This is a genomic window from Vogesella lacus, from assembly GCF_979366295.1.
The window spans coordinates 88,309-105,862 of sequence record NZ_CEETQT010000001.1; the positions used below are offsets into that span (position 1 = coordinate 88,309).

Annotated in this window: 14 protein-coding genes; 10 read left to right on the top strand and 4 right to left on the bottom strand. The window is 61.3% G+C overall.

Annotated elements, in window-relative coordinates:
- Positions 1–102: 102 nt before the first annotated feature.
- From fdnG to ACZ9W6_RS00425, 7 genes are all read left to right on the top strand, one after another.
- The gene (gene fdnG / locus ACZ9W6_RS00395) at positions 103–3,159 is read left to right on the top strand and encodes a formate dehydrogenase-N subunit alpha (protein ID WP_465189067.1); all 3,057 of its coding nucleotides are present in this window, start codon (positions 103–105) and stop codon (positions 3,157–3,159) included.
- Positions 3,160–3,168: 9 nt separating this feature from the next.
- Positions 3,169–4,074, top strand: a complete 906-nt coding sequence (gene fdxH, locus ACZ9W6_RS00400; protein WP_465189068.1) for a formate dehydrogenase subunit beta — start codon at positions 3,169–3,171, stop codon at positions 4,072–4,074.
- Positions 4,071–4,691, top strand: a complete 621-nt coding sequence (locus tag ACZ9W6_RS00405; protein WP_465189069.1) for a formate dehydrogenase subunit gamma — start codon at positions 4,071–4,073, stop codon at positions 4,689–4,691. Before fdxH ends, ACZ9W6_RS00405 begins: the two co-directional genes overlap by 4 nt.
- Positions 4,688–5,524 (top strand): formate dehydrogenase accessory sulfurtransferase FdhD, encoded by an 837-nt coding sequence (gene fdhD / locus ACZ9W6_RS00410; protein WP_465189070.1) that lies wholly within the window; start codon positions 4,688–4,690, stop codon positions 5,522–5,524. Before ACZ9W6_RS00405 ends, fdhD begins: the two co-directional genes overlap by 4 nt.
- A gap of 20 nt (positions 5,525–5,544) precedes the next feature.
- Positions 5,545–6,435: a formate dehydrogenase accessory protein FdhE domain-containing protein gene (fdhE, locus tag ACZ9W6_RS00415; protein WP_465189071.1), complete on the top strand. Its 891-nt coding sequence runs from the start codon at positions 5,545–5,547 to the stop codon at positions 6,433–6,435.
- A 196-nt stretch (positions 6,436–6,631) separates the two neighbouring features.
- Positions 6,632–7,606, top strand: coding sequence for a GTP 3',8-cyclase MoaA (gene moaA, locus ACZ9W6_RS00420; RefSeq protein WP_465189072.1), 975 nt, complete (start codon positions 6,632–6,634; stop codon positions 7,604–7,606).
- A gap of 138 nt (positions 7,607–7,744) precedes the next feature.
- Complete coding sequence (locus ACZ9W6_RS00425; RefSeq protein WP_465189073.1) at positions 7,745–8,476, top strand: hypothetical protein; 732 nt, start codon at positions 7,745–7,747, stop codon at positions 8,474–8,476.
- A 30-nt stretch (positions 8,477–8,506) separates the two neighbouring features.
- Here the strand turns inward: ACZ9W6_RS00425 and ACZ9W6_RS00430 are convergent, their stop codons facing one another.
- A complete protein-coding gene (locus tag ACZ9W6_RS00430) occupies positions 8,507–9,655 on the bottom strand; it encodes a trans-sulfuration enzyme family protein (protein ID WP_465189074.1) in 1,149 nt (382 codons plus the stop codon).
- A 62-nt stretch (positions 9,656–9,717) separates the two neighbouring features.
- Complete coding sequence (locus ACZ9W6_RS00435) at positions 9,718–11,121, bottom strand: pyridoxal-phosphate dependent enzyme (protein WP_465189075.1); 1,404 nt, start codon at positions 11,119–11,121, stop codon at positions 9,718–9,720.
- A gap of 275 nt (positions 11,122–11,396) precedes the next feature.
- Between ACZ9W6_RS00435 and ACZ9W6_RS00440 the strand changes: the two genes are divergently transcribed.
- The 3 genes from ACZ9W6_RS00440 to ACZ9W6_RS00450 are packed head-to-tail and all read left to right on the top strand — an operon-like array spanning position 11,397 to position 12,948.
- Positions 11,397–11,981, top strand: a complete 585-nt coding sequence (locus ACZ9W6_RS00440) for a hypothetical protein (RefSeq protein WP_465189076.1) — start codon at positions 11,397–11,399, stop codon at positions 11,979–11,981.
- Positions 11,982–12,015: 34 nt separating this feature from the next.
- Positions 12,016–12,267, top strand: a complete 252-nt coding sequence (locus ACZ9W6_RS00445) for a hypothetical protein (protein ID WP_465189077.1) — start codon at positions 12,016–12,018, stop codon at positions 12,265–12,267.
- 27 nt (positions 12,268–12,294) lie between these two features.
- Positions 12,295–12,948 carry a class I SAM-dependent methyltransferase gene (locus tag ACZ9W6_RS00450; RefSeq protein ID WP_465189078.1) on the top strand — a complete coding sequence of 218 codons (654 nt, stop codon included), beginning with the start codon at positions 12,295–12,297 and terminating at the stop codon, positions 12,946–12,948.
- Between the two features lie 87 nt (positions 12,949–13,035).
- Here the strand turns inward: ACZ9W6_RS00450 and ACZ9W6_RS00455 are convergent, their stop codons facing one another.
- Entirely contained in the window at positions 13,036–16,098 is a 3,063-nt protein-coding gene (locus tag ACZ9W6_RS00455; RefSeq protein WP_465189079.1) for an efflux RND transporter permease subunit, read from the bottom strand.
- A complete protein-coding gene (locus ACZ9W6_RS00460; protein WP_465189080.1) occupies positions 16,098–17,525 on the bottom strand; it encodes an efflux RND transporter periplasmic adaptor subunit in 1,428 nt (475 codons plus the stop codon). The genes ACZ9W6_RS00455 and ACZ9W6_RS00460 overlap by 1 nt, the downstream gene beginning before the upstream one ends.
- Positions 17,526–17,554 lie beyond the last annotated feature (29 nt).

Here is a 17,554-nt window from a genome sequence, read left to right on the forward strand (position 1 = left end):
GAACTGACATGCAAAACGACTGCCGGGCATGGCAAATGCTTTGCAAGGGTATTGTGCGATCTGCATTGCGTCAAACGGCATATGACACAGAGGAGAGTAAATATGGAAGTCAACCGGAGGCAGTTTTTCAAGCTGGGTGCGGCCCAGCTTGGCGCTTCCAGCCTGGTTGCCATGGGCTTTTCGCCCAGCATGGCACTGGCTGAGGTCCGTCAGTTCAAACTGATCGGCACCCGTCAAACCCGCAATATCTGTACCTACTGTTCGGTCGGCTGTGGCCTGATCATGTACAGCATGGGCGATGGGGCCAAGAATGCCCATTCGGAGATCATTCACATCGAGGGCGATCCGGATCATCCGGTCAGCCGTGGCGCCCTGTGCCCGAAAGGCTCCGGCCTGCTTGACTTCATCCACAGCCCCAATCGTGTCAAATATCCGGAAGTGCGCGAGCCTGGCAGCAAGGAATGGAAGCGCATCAGCTGGCATGAGGCGATCGAGCGTATCGCCAAGCATGTGAAGAGTGATCGTGATGCCAACCTGCTGGAAAAGAACGCAGACGGCGTGCCAGTCAATCGCTGGCTGACCACCGGCGTGCTGACCTGTTCGGCCGCGGCCAACGAGACCGGCATCCTGACGCAAAAAGTCATCCGCTCGCTGGGCGTGCTGGCCACCGATACCCAGGCGCGTATCTGTCACTCGCCAACCGTGGCGGCGCTGGCGCCATCGTTCGGTCGTGGCGCGATGACCAATAACTGGGTCGACATCAAGAACGCCGATATGGTGCTGGTAATGGGCGGCAATGCCGCCGAAGCCCACCCGGTCGGCTTCCGCTGGGTGATCGAGGCGATGAAGCAGCGTGGCGCGAAACTCGTGGTTGTCGACCCGCGTTTCAACCGTACTGCATCGGTTGCCGATCTGTACGTGCCGATCCGCTCCGGCTCCGACATTGTTTTCCTTGGCGGCATCATCAACTGGCTGATCAGCAATGACAAGATCCAGTGGGAATACGTCAAGGCCTACACCAATGCGACCTCCATCATCAGCGAGGGTTATCACTTCGAAGACGGCCTGTTCAGCGGCTATGACGAAGCAACCCGCAAGTATGATCGCAGCAGCTGGAATTACGAGCTGGACGAACAAGGCCTGATCAAGACCGACCCGACACTGCAACACCCGCGTTGCGTCTGGAATCTCTTGAAAGCGCACTATGCGCGCTACACGCCGGACCTGGTGGCCAACCTGACTGGCAGCCCGAAAGAAGGCTTCCTGAAAGTCTGTGAACTCCTGGGCAGCACCTCGGTGCCGAACCGCGTTGCCACCGTGTTGTACGCCCTGGGCTGGACCGAGCACACCGTCGGCACCCAGAACATCCGCACCATGGCCATCATCCAGCTGATGCTGGGCAATATCGGCATGGCGGGCGGCGGCATCAACGCACTGCGTGGCCACGCCAACGTACAGGGCATTACCGATCTGGGTCTGCTGTCTACCCACTTGCCCGGCTACATGAACCTGCCGAACGAGAAGCTGCACCCGACCTTTGCCGAGTACATCGAAAAGGTCACGCCAAAACCGCTGCATGAAGGCCAGATGAACTACTGGGGCAATACCTCCAAGTTCTTTGTCAGCATGATGAAGTGGTTCTGGGGCGACAAGGCTACCGCCGAAAACAACTGGGGCTTTGACTGGTTGCCGAAGTGGGACAAGAGCTATGACACCCTGCACATTACCGAGCTGATGATCCAGGGCAAGATGAATGGCCTGATCGTACAGGGCTTCAATGCCATGGGTGCCTTCCCCGACTCCGGCCGCGTGACCGAGGCGCTGTCCAAGCTCAAGTACATGGTGGTGATCGATCCGCTGAAAACCGAGACCGCAAGCTTCTGGCAAAACCAGGGCGAGGTTCACAATGTCGACAGCGCCAGCATCCAGACCGAAGTCTTCCGCCTGCCGTCTACCGTGTTTGCCGAAGAAGACGGCTCGACCGTCAACTCCGGTCGCTGGATCCAGTGGCATTACAAGGGTGCCGAGCCACCAGCCGAAGCCAAGCCGGACGTGGAGATCCTCGCCGAGCTGTTCATGAAGCTGCGCGAGATGTATGCCAAGGATGGCGGCAAAGGCACCGAGCCCATCCTTAACCTGGCCTGGCCATACCGTAATCCGTACAACCCGTCCGCCGAAGAGCTGGCCAAGGAAATGAACGGTTATGCGCTGGCCGACATCGTCGACCCGAAAGACCCAACCAAATTCCTCGCCAAGAAAGGCGAATTGCTGTCGAGCTTTGGCCATCTGCGTGACGATGGCAGCACCAGCAGTGCGTGCTGGGTATACACCGGCAGCTGGACCCAGGCCGGCAATATGATGGCGCGCCGCGACAATACCGATACCGGCCATGGCTGTACGCCGGGCTGGGCCTTCTCCTGGCCGGCCAACCGTCGCGTACTGTACAACCGTGCCTCTTGCGACCCGGCTGGCAAGCCGTGGGATCCGAAGCGCAAGATTATCGGCTGGAACGGTGAAAAGTGGACCGGCGCTGACATCCCTGACTTCAAGGCTGATGAGCCGCCAGGCAGTGCCATGTCGCCATTCATCATGACGGCCGAAGGCCAAGCACGTCTGTTCTCGGTAGACAAGCTGATTGATGGCCCGCTGCCGGAACACTACGAGCCGGTCGAATCGCCACTGGGTACCAACCCGCTGCATCCGAAAGTGGTCATCGGCCCTACCGTGCGTCTGTTCGAAGGCGAGAAGGCACGCATGGGCACCGCCAAGGACTTCCCGTATGTCGGCACGACCTACCGCCTGACCGAGCACTTCCAGATGTGGACCAAGCAGGTACGATTGAATGCCATCGTCCAGCCGGAACAGTTTGTCGAAATCGGCGAAGTACTGGCCAACGAAAAAGGCATCAAGATTGGCGATATGGTGCGCGTGAGTTCCAAGCGCGGCGCCATTGTCCTCAAGGCCGTGGTCACCAAGCGCATCAAGCCGATGACCGTCAATAACCAGACGGTTCACCATATCGGCATTCCGATTCACTGGGGCTGGGAGTCGGTGGCCAAGAAAGGCTATCTGACCAACACCCTGACGCCATCGGTGGGTGACAGCAATACCCAATGCCCGGAATACAAGGCCTTCCTCGTCAATATCGAGAAAGCGTAAGGAGAAGACATGGCTCTGCAATCCCTGGACATCAAACAGCGCTCTGCCAGTCCGACCCCGCCACCGGGCGAGCGCCAGCCTATCGAGGTCGCCAAGCTGATCGACGTCACCACCTGTATCGGCTGCAAAGCCTGTCAGGTGTCCTGCTCCGAATGGAACGACATTCGTGAAGACGTCGGCAGCAACGTCGGCGTCTACGACAACCCGACCGATCTGTCTTCCAGCGCCTGGACGGTGATGCGCTACAGCGAAGTCGAAGAAAACGGCAAGCTGGAATGGCTGATCCGCAAGGATGGCTGCATGCACTGCAGCGACCCGGGCTGTCTGAAGGCTTGCCCGTCGCCGGGTGCCATCATCCAGTACAAGAACGGCATCGTGGATTTCCATCAGGAAAACTGCATCGGCTGTGGCTATTGCGTCTCTGGCTGTCCGTTCAATGTGCCGCGCATCAGCAAGAAGGACAACAAGGCCTACAAGTGCTCCTTGTGTTCCGACCGCGTGGCTGTCGGCCTCGAGCCTTCCTGTGCCAAAACCTGCCCGACCGGCGCGATCCGTTTCGGCAGCAAGGACGATATGAAGGACTACGCCGCCCAGCGGGTGGCCAACCTCAAGGAGCGCGGCTACGAAAACGCCGGCCTGTACGATCCGGAAGGCGTGGGCGGCACCCACGTGATGTATGTACTGCATCACGCCGACAAGCCGGAGCTGTACGCCGGCCTGCCGAAAGACCCGGCCATCAGCACCACCGTGAAACTGTGGAAAGGCATCCTCAAGCCACTGGCAACACTGGGCATTGCCGCCGCCGGCCTGTTCGGCTTCTTCCACTACATCACTGTCGGCCCGAACCGCGCCGATGAAGACGACGACAGCCACACTGCGGCCAACGTTGGCCGCAAAGAGGAGGACAAGGCATGAAAGAGAAACTGATCCAGCGCTATTCGGCGCCCGAGCGTATCAATCACTGGATTGTCGCCGTCTGCTTCATCTTGCTGGCCATCTCCGGCCTGGCCTTTTTCTACCCGGCCTTCTTCTGGCTGACCGGCGTGTTCGGCACGCCACAGCTGGCACGCATCATTCACCCCTTTGTCGGTGTGATCATGTTCCTTGCCTTCTTGCGGCAGTTCTTCCGCTACTGGCATCACAACCTGATCAATGGCGAAGACATCAAGTGGATGAAGTCGGTGAAAACCGTGATGCAAGGCCATGAGGTCGGTGACATCGGCAAGTACAACGGTGGCCAGAAATCCATGTTCTGGATCATGTGCCTGTGCATGCTGGTCTTGCTGGTCAGCGGCTTCATCGCCTGGCGGCCTTACTTCGCGCTGTACTTCCCGATTCCGGTGATCCGCATCGCCTTGCTGCTGCACGCCTGCGCCGCCATCGGCCTGATTGCCAGCATCATCGTGCATGTCTACGCCGCCTTCTGGGTCAAGGGCACCATCCGTGCCATGGTCGAAGGTGTGGTTACCCATGCCTGGGCGAAGAAGCACCATCCACGCTGGTATCGTGAAATGACGGGCAAGGAAAAATGAGCGATTGCGCCCTGCCGGAAAACATCGTGCAGCTGCCGGCCAGCCAGGCTTTGCCTGTGCTGCGCCTGGGCGGCCAGCATAGCGGCACTACCCTCGACGAGCTGATTTGCGAAGTTCCGGTAGCCATGGTCTACAACGGCATCTCGCATGCCGTGCTGCTGGCCAGTCCGCAAGACCTGCAGGATTTCGCGCTGGGCTTCAGCCTCAGCGAGGGCATCCTGCAGCATGCGGGCGAGCTGTATGACTGCGAGATCTTCGGCAGTGCGCAAGGCATCGAAGTACGCATGGAGATCGCGACGGCGCGCTTTGCCGCACTGAAAGAGCGTCGTCGCAATCTGGCCGGCCGCACCGGCTGCGGCCTGTGCGGCGTGGACAGCCTGGATGCCGTCAGCCAGACCTTGCCAGCGCTGGCCCGCCGCCCTGTGCTGCAGCAGGTGGCCATTGCGCGGGCGCTGGCCGAGTTTCCACACTGGCAGCCGCTGCATGCGGCCACCGGCGCGGCACACGGCGCGGCGTTCTGCTCGGCCGATGGCGACATCCTGCTGGCCCGCGAGGACGTTGGCCGCCACAATGCGCTGGACAAGCTCATTGGCGCACTGCAAGCACGCAAGGCCGAACTGGCCGAGGGCTTTGTGCTGGTTTCCAGCCGCGCCAGCTACGAGATGGTGCAAAAGACAGTGATGGCCGGCGTGCCGGCGCTAATCGCCGTTTCGGCACCGACGGCCTATGCCGTCGATCTGGCGCAGCAAAGCGGCCTACTATTGGCCGGCTTTGCCCGCCCCGGCCGCATGGTGATCTACAGCCAGCCAGACCGTCTGCATACCTCCGCCTGAATAACAAGAGACACACCGACATGACACAGATTCTGACTCCCGAACTCATCAAGCAACAGGCCGATGCCACGGGCGAGCAACAAGGCAGCCGCCAGCTGCGCCGCCCCGCTGCCCAGCAGTTTGCGCGCCGCGGCCAACGTCTGCGCCAGCTCGCTGCCGGCCACAGCCTTGGTGACTATCTGCAGTTTTGCGCCACGATCGCCGATGCCCAGCAACAACTGCTGGAAGACAGCAGCCCCTTGCACAAATCGCTGTCCACCCTGCTGGCCAGCCTGCTGAAGCAGTGCGACGAGCAGCTCAATCACGCCAGCCGCGACGCCGTGCATTATCTGCTGCAGCTGGATGAATTCTCGCTGCAGACACTGGCAGGCGAGCTAACTGCCGGCCAGACCCCGGACAATGCCGCACTCTTGCCCGGCCTGCCCCTGCTTGGTGCAGCCATCCAGCTGAAAAAGCTGGCCGCCAGCCAGCAACAACTCGCCGAACATGGCGACAGCCAGAGCCAGCATTGCCCCTGCTGTGGCGGCCCGGCTGTTGCCACCGTACTGCGCCAGAACGAACAAGGCCATGCCGTGCGTTTTGCCTGCTGTGCGCTGTGTGCCAGCGAGTGGCCGCTCAGCCGCCTGTTCTGTCTGAATTGCGGCAACAGCAAAAACCTGCAATACCGCAGCCTGGCCAATCTGGGCGCAGCCTTGCCAAGCAAGGGTGACAGCGAGGCGGTGCGTCATCGTTACGAGCTGGAATGCTGTGACGAGTGCCATGGCGCGCTCAAGCAGTTCTCGGCACTCGGAGATGCCGCCATCGAACCGCTGGCCGATGATCTGGCCAGCCTGTCGCTGGACATGTTGGCCGCCGAGCAAGGCTATGGCCGCATCGGCTTCAATCCGCTTCTGCTGCACCCGGCACAGTAATGGCACGCAATTTGCGTTGATTTTTGCACTGACTCGCGCAGCCACTGTAAGACAGCGCGTGGTGACCACGACTTACCCGTGTCGCCGCGCGCTTAACCCCAAAGAGATAGCCGGTGTAACCCCAAAACCCGCTTTGCCAGTTGGCGAGGCGAGTAAAATGAAGCATTCCCGGTTTGCGGACAAATAAGGAAACATCATGTTGTCAGATCGTTTCGGACGCAGTATCGATTACCTGCGCATTTCGGTGACAGATCGCTGTGATCTGCGCTGCAGCTACTGTATTCCGAAAGGGTTCAAGGGCTTTGAAGAGCCGGAGAACTGGTTGACATTTGACGAGATGGAGCGCGTGGTCGCGGCATTTGCCCGGCTTGGCACCCGTCGTTTCCGCCTGACCGGTGGCGAACCGCTGCTGCGCCGCAACCTGACAACGTTGGCCGCAAGACTGTCCGCCCTGCCCGGTGTCGAAGACCTGTCACTGAGCACCAATGCCACCCAGCTGGCGCAATATGCGGCCAACCTCAAGGCCGCCGGTGTACGCCGCATCAATGTGAGTCTGGATTCGCTGCGCCGCGACTGCGTCAGCAAGATTACCGGCAGCGACAGCCTCGACAAGGTACTGGCTGGCCTCGCCAGTGCCAGTGCCGCCGGCTTTGACAGCATCAAGATCAATATGGTGCCGATTCAGGGCGTCAACGATGGTGATATCGAAGCCATGGTGGCCTTCTGTATCGAGCATGGTTTTATCCTGCGCCTGATCGAGGCGATGCCGATGGGCAGCACCGGCCAGCACACTGCCGGTCTTGATCTGCAACAGCTGCTGGCCAAGCTGCAGCCACGTTTTGAGCTGCAAGCTTCCGACCTGCCCTTGGGCGGTGGCCCGGCACGCTACTGGCGCACGCCGGATGGCCGTTTTACCCTCGGCCTGATTACCCCGATTTCACAGCATTTCTGTGCCAGCTGCAATCGCGTGCGCTTGTCGGTAGATGGCACGCTGTATATGTGTCTGGGTCAGGAAGAAAGCTTCGAGCTGCGTCCGCTTCTGCGCGCCGGCTGTACCGACGCCGAGCTGGAAGCCGCAATTCGCGCTGCCATCGAGCTCAAGCCGGAACGTCACGAATTCACCGAAAAACCCTCACGCATCGTACGCTTCATGTCGATGACCGGCGGCTGATATCAGTCGCCTCCAGCAAAACGCCGCGCCAGCACACTGCCAGCTCGGCGTTTCTCATTCTGCCAATACCACCGCCGGTTTTATCGTGACCCTCAATCGGCGGCATACTGCAAAGCAGCCATCCTGTGGAATGTCATCATGCACACCAGCCTGTCGCGCAGTTTTGCCGCTCTTTGCCTGTCGCTAAGCCTGTACAGCCACGCCGCACCCTTGCCTCTCGCTGACACCCGCACCGTAGCAGTGCAAACCGGCCAGCCGGCGGTGCTCAAGGCGCGCATCAAGGGCGATCACTACATTGATTACCTGTTTAATGCCCGTGCCGGCCAACTGCTGGATATCCGCCTCGCCAGCAATCATGCGGCCAACTATTTCAACCTGCTGCCGCCGGGCGAGCAGTATCAGGCGCTCTTCATCGGCTCAAGCGAGGGCGCGCACTATCAGGGTCAACTCACGCAAAGCGGTGATTACCGCATCCGCGTCTACCTGATGCGCGCCGCGGCGCGCCGTCATGAAAGCGCCAGCTTCAGCCTGCAGCTGAAACTGGCCGACAAGCCATACAGCAGTCACAGTCACGATGCGCTGGTAGCCGGCACGCCCTACCATGCCACCGGCAGTCTGGCCTGCCAGCCCCTGACACAGGCAACTGCCTTACAGTGCACGTTTGGTGTCAAGCGCAGCGGCAAGGCTGACGGCAGCGGCGAGGTGTTCATCACCTTGCCGGATGGCCGCCAGCAAATCATCCGCTTTCGCCACGGCCAGCCCTTTGCCGACAATCAGCTGCTGCGCAGCGAGCGCCAGCAAGACAACACCAGCATCACGCTGGGCGACATCCGGATCGAAATTCCGGATGCCGTGATTCATGGTGGCTAGGCCGGCCGAGCCTCGTCGCAGAGTGATGGCTCAGGCCAGTGCCTGCGCCAGATCGGCAATGAGCGCCTCGGCCGACTCTATCCCAACCGAAAGGCGGATCAGGTTGTCACTGATGCCGATGGCCTCGCGCCGCGCCTGTGGCACCGCTGCATGGGTCATCACTGCTGGCACGCACACCAGGCTTTCCACGCCGCCAAGGCTCTCGGCCAGGGTAAACAGCTTGCTTTTGCCCAGCACACGTTTGACGTTGGCCGCATCGCCCTGCAGATAGAAGGACACCACCCCGCCGTAGTGTTTCATCTGGCTGCGGGCCAGCTCGTGCTGCGGATGGCTCTCCAGCCCCGGATACAGCACGCCCTCTACCTGCGGCTGCTGCTCCAGCCAGCGCGCAATCGCCAGCGCATTACGGCTGTGCTGCTCGATACGCAAGGCCAGCGTACGGATGCCGCGCAACACCAGAAAACTGCTGAACGGGTCCAGAATCGCGCCGGTAGCGTTATGCAGATAGGCCAGCTTGTCGGCCAGCTCCGGCTTGTCCTTCGCCACCACGGCCACACCGGCAATCACATCCGAATGACCATTCAGATATTTGGTGGCCGAATGCAGCACGATATCGAAGCCGTAATCGAGCGGCCGGTGAATCACCGGCGAAGCAAAGGTATTGTCCGCCACCGCAATCAGGCCACGTCGCCGCGCCAAGTCACCCAGCGCCGCCAGATCGGCCAAGCGGTTCAGCGGGTTGGACGGTGTCTCCACCCACAGCAACCGCGTCTCGGGACGGATCGCCGCCTCCAGCGCGTCCAGATCATCCGGCGACACATAGCTGACACTCAGGCCGGCCGACTCGGCCCGCACGCGGTCGAACAGGCGGATAGAGCCGCCGTACAGATCATCAATCGCCACGATATGGCTGCCGGCCGGCAGCAGATCCAGCACGGTGGCAATGGCGGCAAGGCCTGAGCCGAAGGCATAGCCGCGCGCGCCGTTTTCCAGCTCGGCCACTGCACGCTCCAGCGCCTCGCGCGTCGGGTTTTGTGAACGGGAATACACGTAGCCGCTATGCTCGCCCGGCGCATACTGGCGATAAGTCGACGTCGCATAAATCGGTGGAATCACCGCGCCAAAAGCATCGTCATGCAGGCCGGCGGTGATGGACAAGGTATGAAAATCGGTAGTCATCGGGCTTTCCTTCTTTGTTCGATGTTGGCCGCAAGCCTTGCGGCCAGGCTTGTTATGGGCACTCAGGCCGCGCCAACTCGCTGCCGCCAGTAAGTCAGCAGATCACTCTGGGTAATCAGGCCCAGATAGCGGCGACCGTCACTGATAATGGCGATATGGCCGTTATTGAAAACCTGCAACAGATCCTGCAACGAGGCACGCGGCGACAAGGTTTCGACATTGCGCGTCATCGCGGTGTAAACCGGCTGGTGGAAGTTTTCCGGCTCGCCATGTACCGACATCAGCAAGTCCCACTCGTCGATCAGGCCAATCACGCGCTCGCCATCTATCACCGGCAATTGCGACACATCGTGCAGACGCATGCGTTGATACACCACGGTAAGCGGCTCGTCCGGCAGGCACACCACGCTATGGCCGCGCGCATGCTGGCGGGCAATCAGATCGGTGATGTCACCGACTTCGGGCGGCTTGTGCAGGCCCTGATCAAACAGCCAGAAGTCGTTGTACATCTTGGACAGATACTTGTTGCCGCTATCGCAGACAAAGGTCACCACCCGCTGGCGCGTGGTCTGTGCACGGCAATATTTCAGCGCCGCCGCCAGCAAGGTGCCACTGGACGAGCCGGCCAGAATGCCTTCGTGACGCAGCAAATCACGGGCGCTGTCGAAGCTCTCGCGATCGCTGATGCGATAGCTGCGGCCAACCTTGGCGAAATCGGCCAGCGGCGGGATGAAATCCTCGCCTATGCCCTCCACCAGCCAGCTGCCCGCCTGGCCAAAATGGCCATGTTCGATGTGATCGGCCAGAATCGAGCCGACCGGATCCGCCAGCACAAAAGTCGTGGCCGGTGACACCTTGTCAAAATAACGGCTCAGACCGCTGAGGGTGCCGCTGGAGCCAACGCCTACCACGATGGCATCGACCGCATGATCCATCTGCGCCCAGATTTCGGGGCCGGTGCCCTGCTCGTGCGCCAGCGGGTTGGCCGCATTATTGAATTGATCGATATAGAACGCGCCGGGCAAGCCGGCGGCCAGCCGCGCAGCACGGTCCTGGTAATAATCGGGATCGCCCTTGCCGACATCCGAGCGTGTCAGCACGACTTCGGCACCGAGTGCCTGCAGATGCAGTACCTTCTCGCGGCTCATCTTGTCCGGCACTACCAGAATCAGGCGATAGCCCTTTTGCGCCGCCACCAGCGCCAGACCGAGACCGGTATTGCCGGCGGTCGCCTCGACAATGGTGCCTCCCGGCTGCAGACGGCCATCGCGCTCGGCGGCGGCAATCATCGACAAGGCGACCCTATCCTTGATCGAGCCGCCAGGATTCTGATTTTCCAGTTTCAGATACAGCTCGCAAGGGCCGGTATCCAGATGCCGCACCCGCAACAAGGGGGTGTTGCCTATCATATCGAGCACACCGGTAGCCGGCTGGCTGAGGCTCATGCCTATGGAGAGATTACTCATGTGGTTTCCTGTTCAGGCTGCAAACTACTGGTAAGGCCAGCCCTCTGCCGGGGCCGGTCGCTTGAAACTGCTGCCTGCTCTCGCGACAGCTGCCGCGCAGTCTAACCATCATCCATAAAATCAAATAACAATAAAGATTGGCTTGTTTATCACCAATCAGAATATAGCAAGCAGCAAGTCCACCTCCCGGCGGCAGCGCAATATGTCATTTGGCATAGTTTTATTGAAATGTTAATGTCACTGATCATCACAACTGCGCATCATCTCCAAAAACCATGCCTTTGCTTACCCGCTTTAGCGCCTTGCTGCTGGCCGGCTTGCCACTACTGTCTCTGGCCACCAGCAGCGAAGCACTGCTGCAACAAACCGTACAGTGCCTGAGCAGCGGGCCATTCACGCTGACAGAAAGTACACCACGGCAATCTGCCGACAAATTTCGGCCAGTTGCCAGTTACAAGGGCACACAAAATATCAGCGTGCTGGCCGGCCGCCGGCTGATCCTTGCCACCGCCAACTGCCAGCCCTTCATCAATCTGAAAATCGAAATTTCCGACCCGGCCCAGGCCGAAGCCGACCGCGCCAAGCTGCGCCTGGCCATGCAGTCGCACGCCGAAAAACGTCCGGACGGCAATAACGGCCTGCGCGCCGACATCAATGGCCATGTCGAAACGCTGTCACTCGACCATGACACGCTGAAAAGTGGCCTGCCGGGCTACCACACGATGCTGGATCTGGCCGACAACCGCGTGATTACCCTGCACTTGCTGAATCAGAAAGACTTCCGCCAGTACAGCGACTACGCACGCGCGCGTGATGCCGCCCTGCAACTGGCGCAAGGCTGTCTGGCCGCCCCACGCTGAGCCCGTCACAACCATTCCCCGCGAAAAAAACACCATGCAAACACAGCAGCAAACCGCCGCCCCCACAACCACGGTCGCCAGCAAAAGCACCGGGCTGATCAACACACTTGCCGGCCTTGGCATGTCGCTGGGGCTTGGCCTGTTGGCCGCCGCGATCCGCAGACTGACTGCCGAAAATCCCGACTATATCGACTATCTGGCCTTCGTCGGCGGTGGCCTGCTGTTGGTGCATGGCCTGCTCTGGAAAATCAGGTGCATACTGCGTGAGGAAAGACAGCCACACTGAGGCCGTCAACACAACCGGAGAAACCGCATGAGCCACGCCTCGGCCGAGATGCAGCAGTACTATGCGCAGCGCGCCAGCTATTACGATGATGTGTATCTGAAGCCCGAGCGGCAGACTGATATCGCCTGGCTGCGTGACTATCTGCCGGCGCGCCTGCAAGGCCGGCAGATACTGGAAATTGCCTGCGGCACCGGCTACTGGACGCAATATCTTGCGCCGGCCGCCACGCGCATGACGGCTTGTGACCTGACCGCCGAACCGCTGGCGCTGGCACGACAGCGCCCCGGCGTGGCTGCGGTGGATTTCATGCAGGCGGATGCTTACCGCCTGCCCGTCACGCTTGGCGGTTTTGATGCTGCCTTTGCCGGCCTGTGGTTTTCGCATGTGCCTATCGAGGCGCGTCACACTTTTCTGCAAGGTTTGCATCGCTGCCTGAACACTGGCGCGCGCGTGATCCTGATCGACAACAACCACGCCCAGCTGCGTGACTTTCCGCTGTCCGAAACCGATGCGCACGGCAATACCTACCAGCAGCGCCCGCTGAAAGACGGCAGCAGCCACCGCGTGCTGAAAAACTTCCCGACTGCTGGCGAAATGCAGGCCTTGCTGGCCGCTTTTGGCGATGACATCAGTTATCGTGAGCTAGACAATTTCTGGCTGTGTGAATACACGCTGAAATAAAACGCGGCCGACCACCCGGCACAGCACAAGAAAAAAGGTTGGCCGCAGATTTTGCGGCCAACCTTTTTGCATGGCACGGCTGTCGGCTCAAGCCACCGCCGGCTTCTTGCGGCCCAGACCGTCAAACCACAGATACAGCACCGGCGTGATGTAAAGCGTGACCAGCTGCGAGAATAACAGGCCGCCAACCACGGCCACACCCAGCGGCTGGCGCAACTCGGCACCGGCCCCCAGTGCGAGTGCCAGTGGCAGCGCCCCCATCATCGCCGCCAGCGTGGTCATCAGGATAGGACGCAAACGCAGCAGGCAGGCAGTACGGATCGCCTGCTCGGGCGGCATGCCTTGTTCGCGCTGCGCATCGAGCGCGAAGTCGATCATCATGATGGCGTTTTTCTTCACGATGCCGATCAGCATCAGGATGCCGATGCCGGCGATGATGGACAGATCCTGCCCCATCAGCATCAGCGCCCCGAGCGCCCCCATCGCTGCCGACGGCAAACCGGCCAGAATGGTCAGCGGATGGATGAAGCTCTCGTACAGCACACCCAGTAGCACATAAATCACCAGCAGCGCCACGATAAACAGTGTCGCCTGACTGCTTTGCGACTCGGCAAAGGCCGCCGCATCGCCGGCATAGCTGGTCAGCACGGTATCGGGCAGGCCGATTTCCTGCTGGATCGCCTTCAGATGCTGATCCACCTCGCCCAGCGGCGTGCCGGCCGGCAGGTTGAACGACAGCGTCACCGCCGGCAGCTGGCCCTGATGACTGATCGACACCGGCCCCACCGTGCGGCGGATGCTGGCAACGCTGGACAGCGGCACCAGCTGGTTGGCCGCGCCGCGCACATACAGCCGCGCAAGGTCGAACTCGTTGACGCGGTAGGCATCATCCAGCATCAGCAATACCGGAAAGTTGTCGGTCGAGGTGTAAATGGTGGCCACTTGCTGCTGACCGAAGGCCGAATATACGGCCGAGCGCGCCGACTGCATACTGACGCCGGCCTGGGCGGCACGCTCGCGATCTATCACCAGCTCGGCCTGCAAGCCCTTGCGCTGCGCGTCGCTGTTCACGTCCTGGAACAGCGTGTCTTTGCGCATCACGCGTTCCATTTTTTCGCCCCAGTCGTACAAGCTGGCCGAATCGACACTCTGCAGCACGTACTGGTAACGGCTGGCACTGCTGCGGCCACCGAGGCGCAGGTTTTGTACCGGATTCACCGACACGGTCAGGCCGTTGGCGCGGCGCAGCTCCTTGCGCAAGTCATCAACCACCTCGCCAATCGCGCCACGTTGGCCGCGCGGCTTGAGGGTGACAAACATGCGCCCGTCGCCATTGCCGATCGACGAGGTGACATCCTTCACATGCGGGCTTTTCTGCACGATGTCGGCGGCGCGCTGATGCAGCGCCACCAGCCTGTCGTAAGACACATCCTGCGCCACGCTGGTGTTGATACTGAGCTGACCGGTGTCTTCAACCGGGAAAAACCCCTTGGGAATGGCCACGAACATCCACGCCGACAGCACCACGGTTGACAGCGCCGCCAGCAGCGTCAGCCGCCGGTAATGCAGCGCGGCGTCCAGCGTGCGCTCGTAAGCGGCCAGTACCGCGTCAAAACCACGCTCGAAAGCGCGGCCGATCGCGCCGTGGCCGGTGGCATGATGGCCTTCGCCCGCCTTCAAAAAACGTGAAGCCATCAGCGGAATCAACGTCAGCGACACCACCGCCGACACCAGAATCGCCAGCGACACCACCACGGCGAATTCATGGAACAGCAGCCCGATCACGCCATCCATATAGAAAATCGGGATGAAGATCGCCACCAGCGACAGCGAGATGCTGATGATGGTGAAGGTAATCTCACGCGAGCCTTTCAGCGCCGCCTGCCACGGGCTGTCACCGTCCTCGATGTAGCGCACGATGTTTTCCAGCACCACGATCGCATCATCGACCACCAGCCCGACTGCCAGCGTCAGGCCCAGCAGCGAGATATTGTCGATCGAGTAACCCAAGAGATACATCAGCCCCAGCGTGCCGATCAGCGAGATCGGCAGCGTCACCGCCGGAATCAGTGTGGCGGTCATGCGCTGCAGGAACATGAAAATCACCATGATCACCAGCGCCACCGTCAGCAGCATGGTCAGGTTCACATCGTGCACCGCCTCGCGGATGGACTCGGAGCGGTCAGACAGCGGCGTCAGGCGGATCGAGCCTGGCAGCTGCGCCGTCAGCCGTGGCAAGGCAGTCTTGATGGCGTCAACCACCGCCACGGTATTGGCGTCGGACTGGCGCATCACCGCCAGCACGATGGAACGCTCGCCATTCACCCAGCTGCCGGTCTTGAGGTTTTCGATGCTGTCTTCCACCGTTGCCACTTCCGACAGGCGTACCGGCGTGCCGCTGGCCGTCCGGCCAACTACCAGCTGCGCGAAGTCGGCGGCGTTTTTGCTCTGGCTGTCGGACTGGATCACCATCAGCTGGTTAGGGCCTTCCAGCGTCCCCAGGGGGCCGTTGACGTTGGCCGCACGCATCGCGGTGCTGATGTCATCCAGCCCCAGATTGCGCGCAATCAGCTTTTGCGGGTCTACCTTCACCCGCACCGCGTAACGTTTCTGGCCGAAAATCTGCACCTGTGCCACGCCATTGATGGTGGACAGCACCGGCGACACGATATTGTCGGCGTAGTCATTCAGCTGGGTCAGCGATAGCGAGGGCGAGTTGATTGCCAGCAGCAGCACCGGCGCATCGGCCGGATTCACCTTGCGATAGCTGGGCAGGCTGGTCATCTCGGATGGCAGGCTGCGCTGCGCCCGCAGCAAGGCTGCCTGCACATCCAGCGCCGCGCCATCGAGATCACGGCCGGGCACGAACTCCAGCGTGATCGAGGTACTGCCCTGACTGCTGCGCGAGCTGATGACCGCCACACCCGGAATGGTTGCAAACTGCTTTTCCAGCGGCGTGGCCACCGAGGTTGCCATGGTTTCGGGGCTGGCACCGGACAGGTTGGCCGAGACATTGATGGTCGGCGTTTCGTAGCTAGGCAGGGCGGCAATCGGGATACGGCCCAGTGCCAGCAGGCCGCCGACAATCAGCGACAGGCACAGCAGGATCGTCATCACCGGCCGGCGTATGCACAGTTCGGAAATATTCATCACTGTGCTCCGCTAGCCTGCTGTTTGCGACGCCATTCACCCTGACCGTCGCCACGCTTGCGGCTGGCCGGTGCTTCGCCGGCGGCGGCACTGCTGTCGGCCGCTGTGCGCGGCTTGCGCCCGGCGCTGTCAGCCTTGTCCGTGCCTGCCGGCAGCGGCGGGCATTCGGCCAGATTCTGCATCGCCTTGCCGCGGCCACCGCTACGGCCAGAAGCCGGCGCGCTGGCATCCTTGCGGCCAACCCTGTCAGCTTGGGCCTCGCTGGCATTGCGTGCCGATGGTACCTCGCCAGCCGCTGCACTGGCTGTGCGCGCTTTCGGCGTGAACACCTGTACCGTTTCGCCCGGACGGATGTTCTGGCCGCCATTGACCACTACTTTCAGCCCGGCCTGCAGGCCACGCACGATGGCTTGCTCGTTCTGCACCGCCAGCAGGGTCAAGGGCACGCGCTGCGCCTTGCTGGCGGCATCGACCACATAGGCAAACTGGCCATCCGGCCCGCTCTGCACCCCGGCCACCGGCAAGGTGGTCGCATCCTGATAGCGGCCGGCCTGCAAGGCCACGCTCACATACTGGCCGGGCCACATGCCGGCAGCGGCATTGTCAAAACGTGCCTTCAGCAGCACATTGCCGCTGGCGCTATCAACCGTGCTGTCGATGAAGCCCAGCTCGCCGCTGTGGCACTGGCGCGGGCCATCACCACTGCGTGCAATCACTTTCAGCGGGCCTTGCTGCTGCGCGCGCCGCACCGCATCCAGCTGGCGCTCGGGCAGATTGAAATTCACATTGAGGGTATCAAGACGGGTAATGGTCAACAGCGGCGTGGCCATCGCAGCGCTGACCTGCATACCCGGCGACAGCGCCAGCGCACCAATCTGGCCGGCAATACGCGCACGCACCTGTTTTTGCCGCAGGCTGACCTGCGCCGCCTCGATCTGGGCACGGTCGGCCGCCAGCGCGGCGATGAGGCTGTCTACCTTGGCCTGCTGGCCATCGAGTGCGCTTTGCGAGATGAATTGCTGCGCTACCAGCGCGCGATTGCGGGCAAGGTCAGCCTGTGCGCTTTTCAGCTGGGCGCTGTCGCTGGCCAGTTGGGCGCGTACCCGTGCCAGCTGTGCCTGTTCGGCCGCATCATCCAGCTGCACCAGCACATCACCCGGCCGCACACGCGCGCCTTCCTGCACCAGCACCCGTGCAATCACGCCGGACACCTCGGGTCGCACCTCGACGCGGTCTTGCGCGGTGACGGTCCCATTAGCCGTCAGAATGACGGGCAGCCGGTTGGGCTTGACCTCGGCCACGCTGACCACGCTACTGCGCTTGGGCCGCCCCTGCTCTGCCTCGGCACTTTTCTGCTTGCCCTGATACCACCACACGCCCCCGGCAGCCAAAGCTGCCATGACTGCCACCGTGACCTGCTTTCTCATCTCTCGCACCGGCTTGTTATGTCGATAGC

Coding starts and splice junctions, on each gene's coding strand:
- ACZ9W6_RS00435 (WP_465189075.1), bottom strand. CDS start 11,121: ATGAGTAATCTCTCCATAGGCATGAGCCTCAGCCAGCCGGCTACCGGT.
- ACZ9W6_RS00440 (WP_465189076.1), top strand. CDS start 11,397: ATGCCTTTGCTTACCCGCTTTAGCGCCTTGCTGCTGGCCGGCTTGCCA.
- ACZ9W6_RS00425 (WP_465189073.1), top strand. CDS start 7,745: ATGCACACCAGCCTGTCGCGCAGTTTTGCCGCTCTTTGCCTGTCGCTA.
- moaA (WP_465189072.1), top strand. CDS start 6,632: ATGTTGTCAGATCGTTTCGGACGCAGTATCGATTACCTGCGCATTTCG.
- fdhD (WP_465189070.1), top strand. CDS start 4,688: ATGAGCGATTGCGCCCTGCCGGAAAACATCGTGCAGCTGCCGGCCAGC.
- ACZ9W6_RS00430 (WP_465189074.1), bottom strand. CDS start 9,655: ATGACTACCGATTTTCATACCTTGTCCATCACCGCCGGCCTGCATGAC.
- ACZ9W6_RS00455 (WP_465189079.1), bottom strand. CDS start 16,098: ATGAATATTTCCGAACTGTGCATACGCCGGCCGGTGATGACGATCCTG.
- ACZ9W6_RS00445 (WP_465189077.1), top strand. CDS start 12,016: ATGCAAACACAGCAGCAAACCGCCGCCCCCACAACCACGGTCGCCAGC.
- ACZ9W6_RS00405 (WP_465189069.1), top strand. CDS start 4,071: ATGAAAGAGAAACTGATCCAGCGCTATTCGGCGCCCGAGCGTATCAAT.
- ACZ9W6_RS00460 (WP_465189080.1), bottom strand. CDS start 17,525: ATGAGAAAGCAGGTCACGGTGGCAGTCATGGCAGCTTTGGCTGCCGGG.
- fdhE (WP_465189071.1), top strand. CDS start 5,545: ATGACACAGATTCTGACTCCCGAACTCATCAAGCAACAGGCCGATGCC.
- fdxH (WP_465189068.1), top strand. CDS start 3,169: ATGGCTCTGCAATCCCTGGACATCAAACAGCGCTCTGCCAGTCCGACC.
- ACZ9W6_RS00450 (WP_465189078.1), top strand. CDS start 12,295: ATGAGCCACGCCTCGGCCGAGATGCAGCAGTACTATGCGCAGCGCGCC.
- fdnG (WP_465189067.1), top strand. CDS start 103: ATGGAAGTCAACCGGAGGCAGTTTTTCAAGCTGGGTGCGGCCCAGCTT.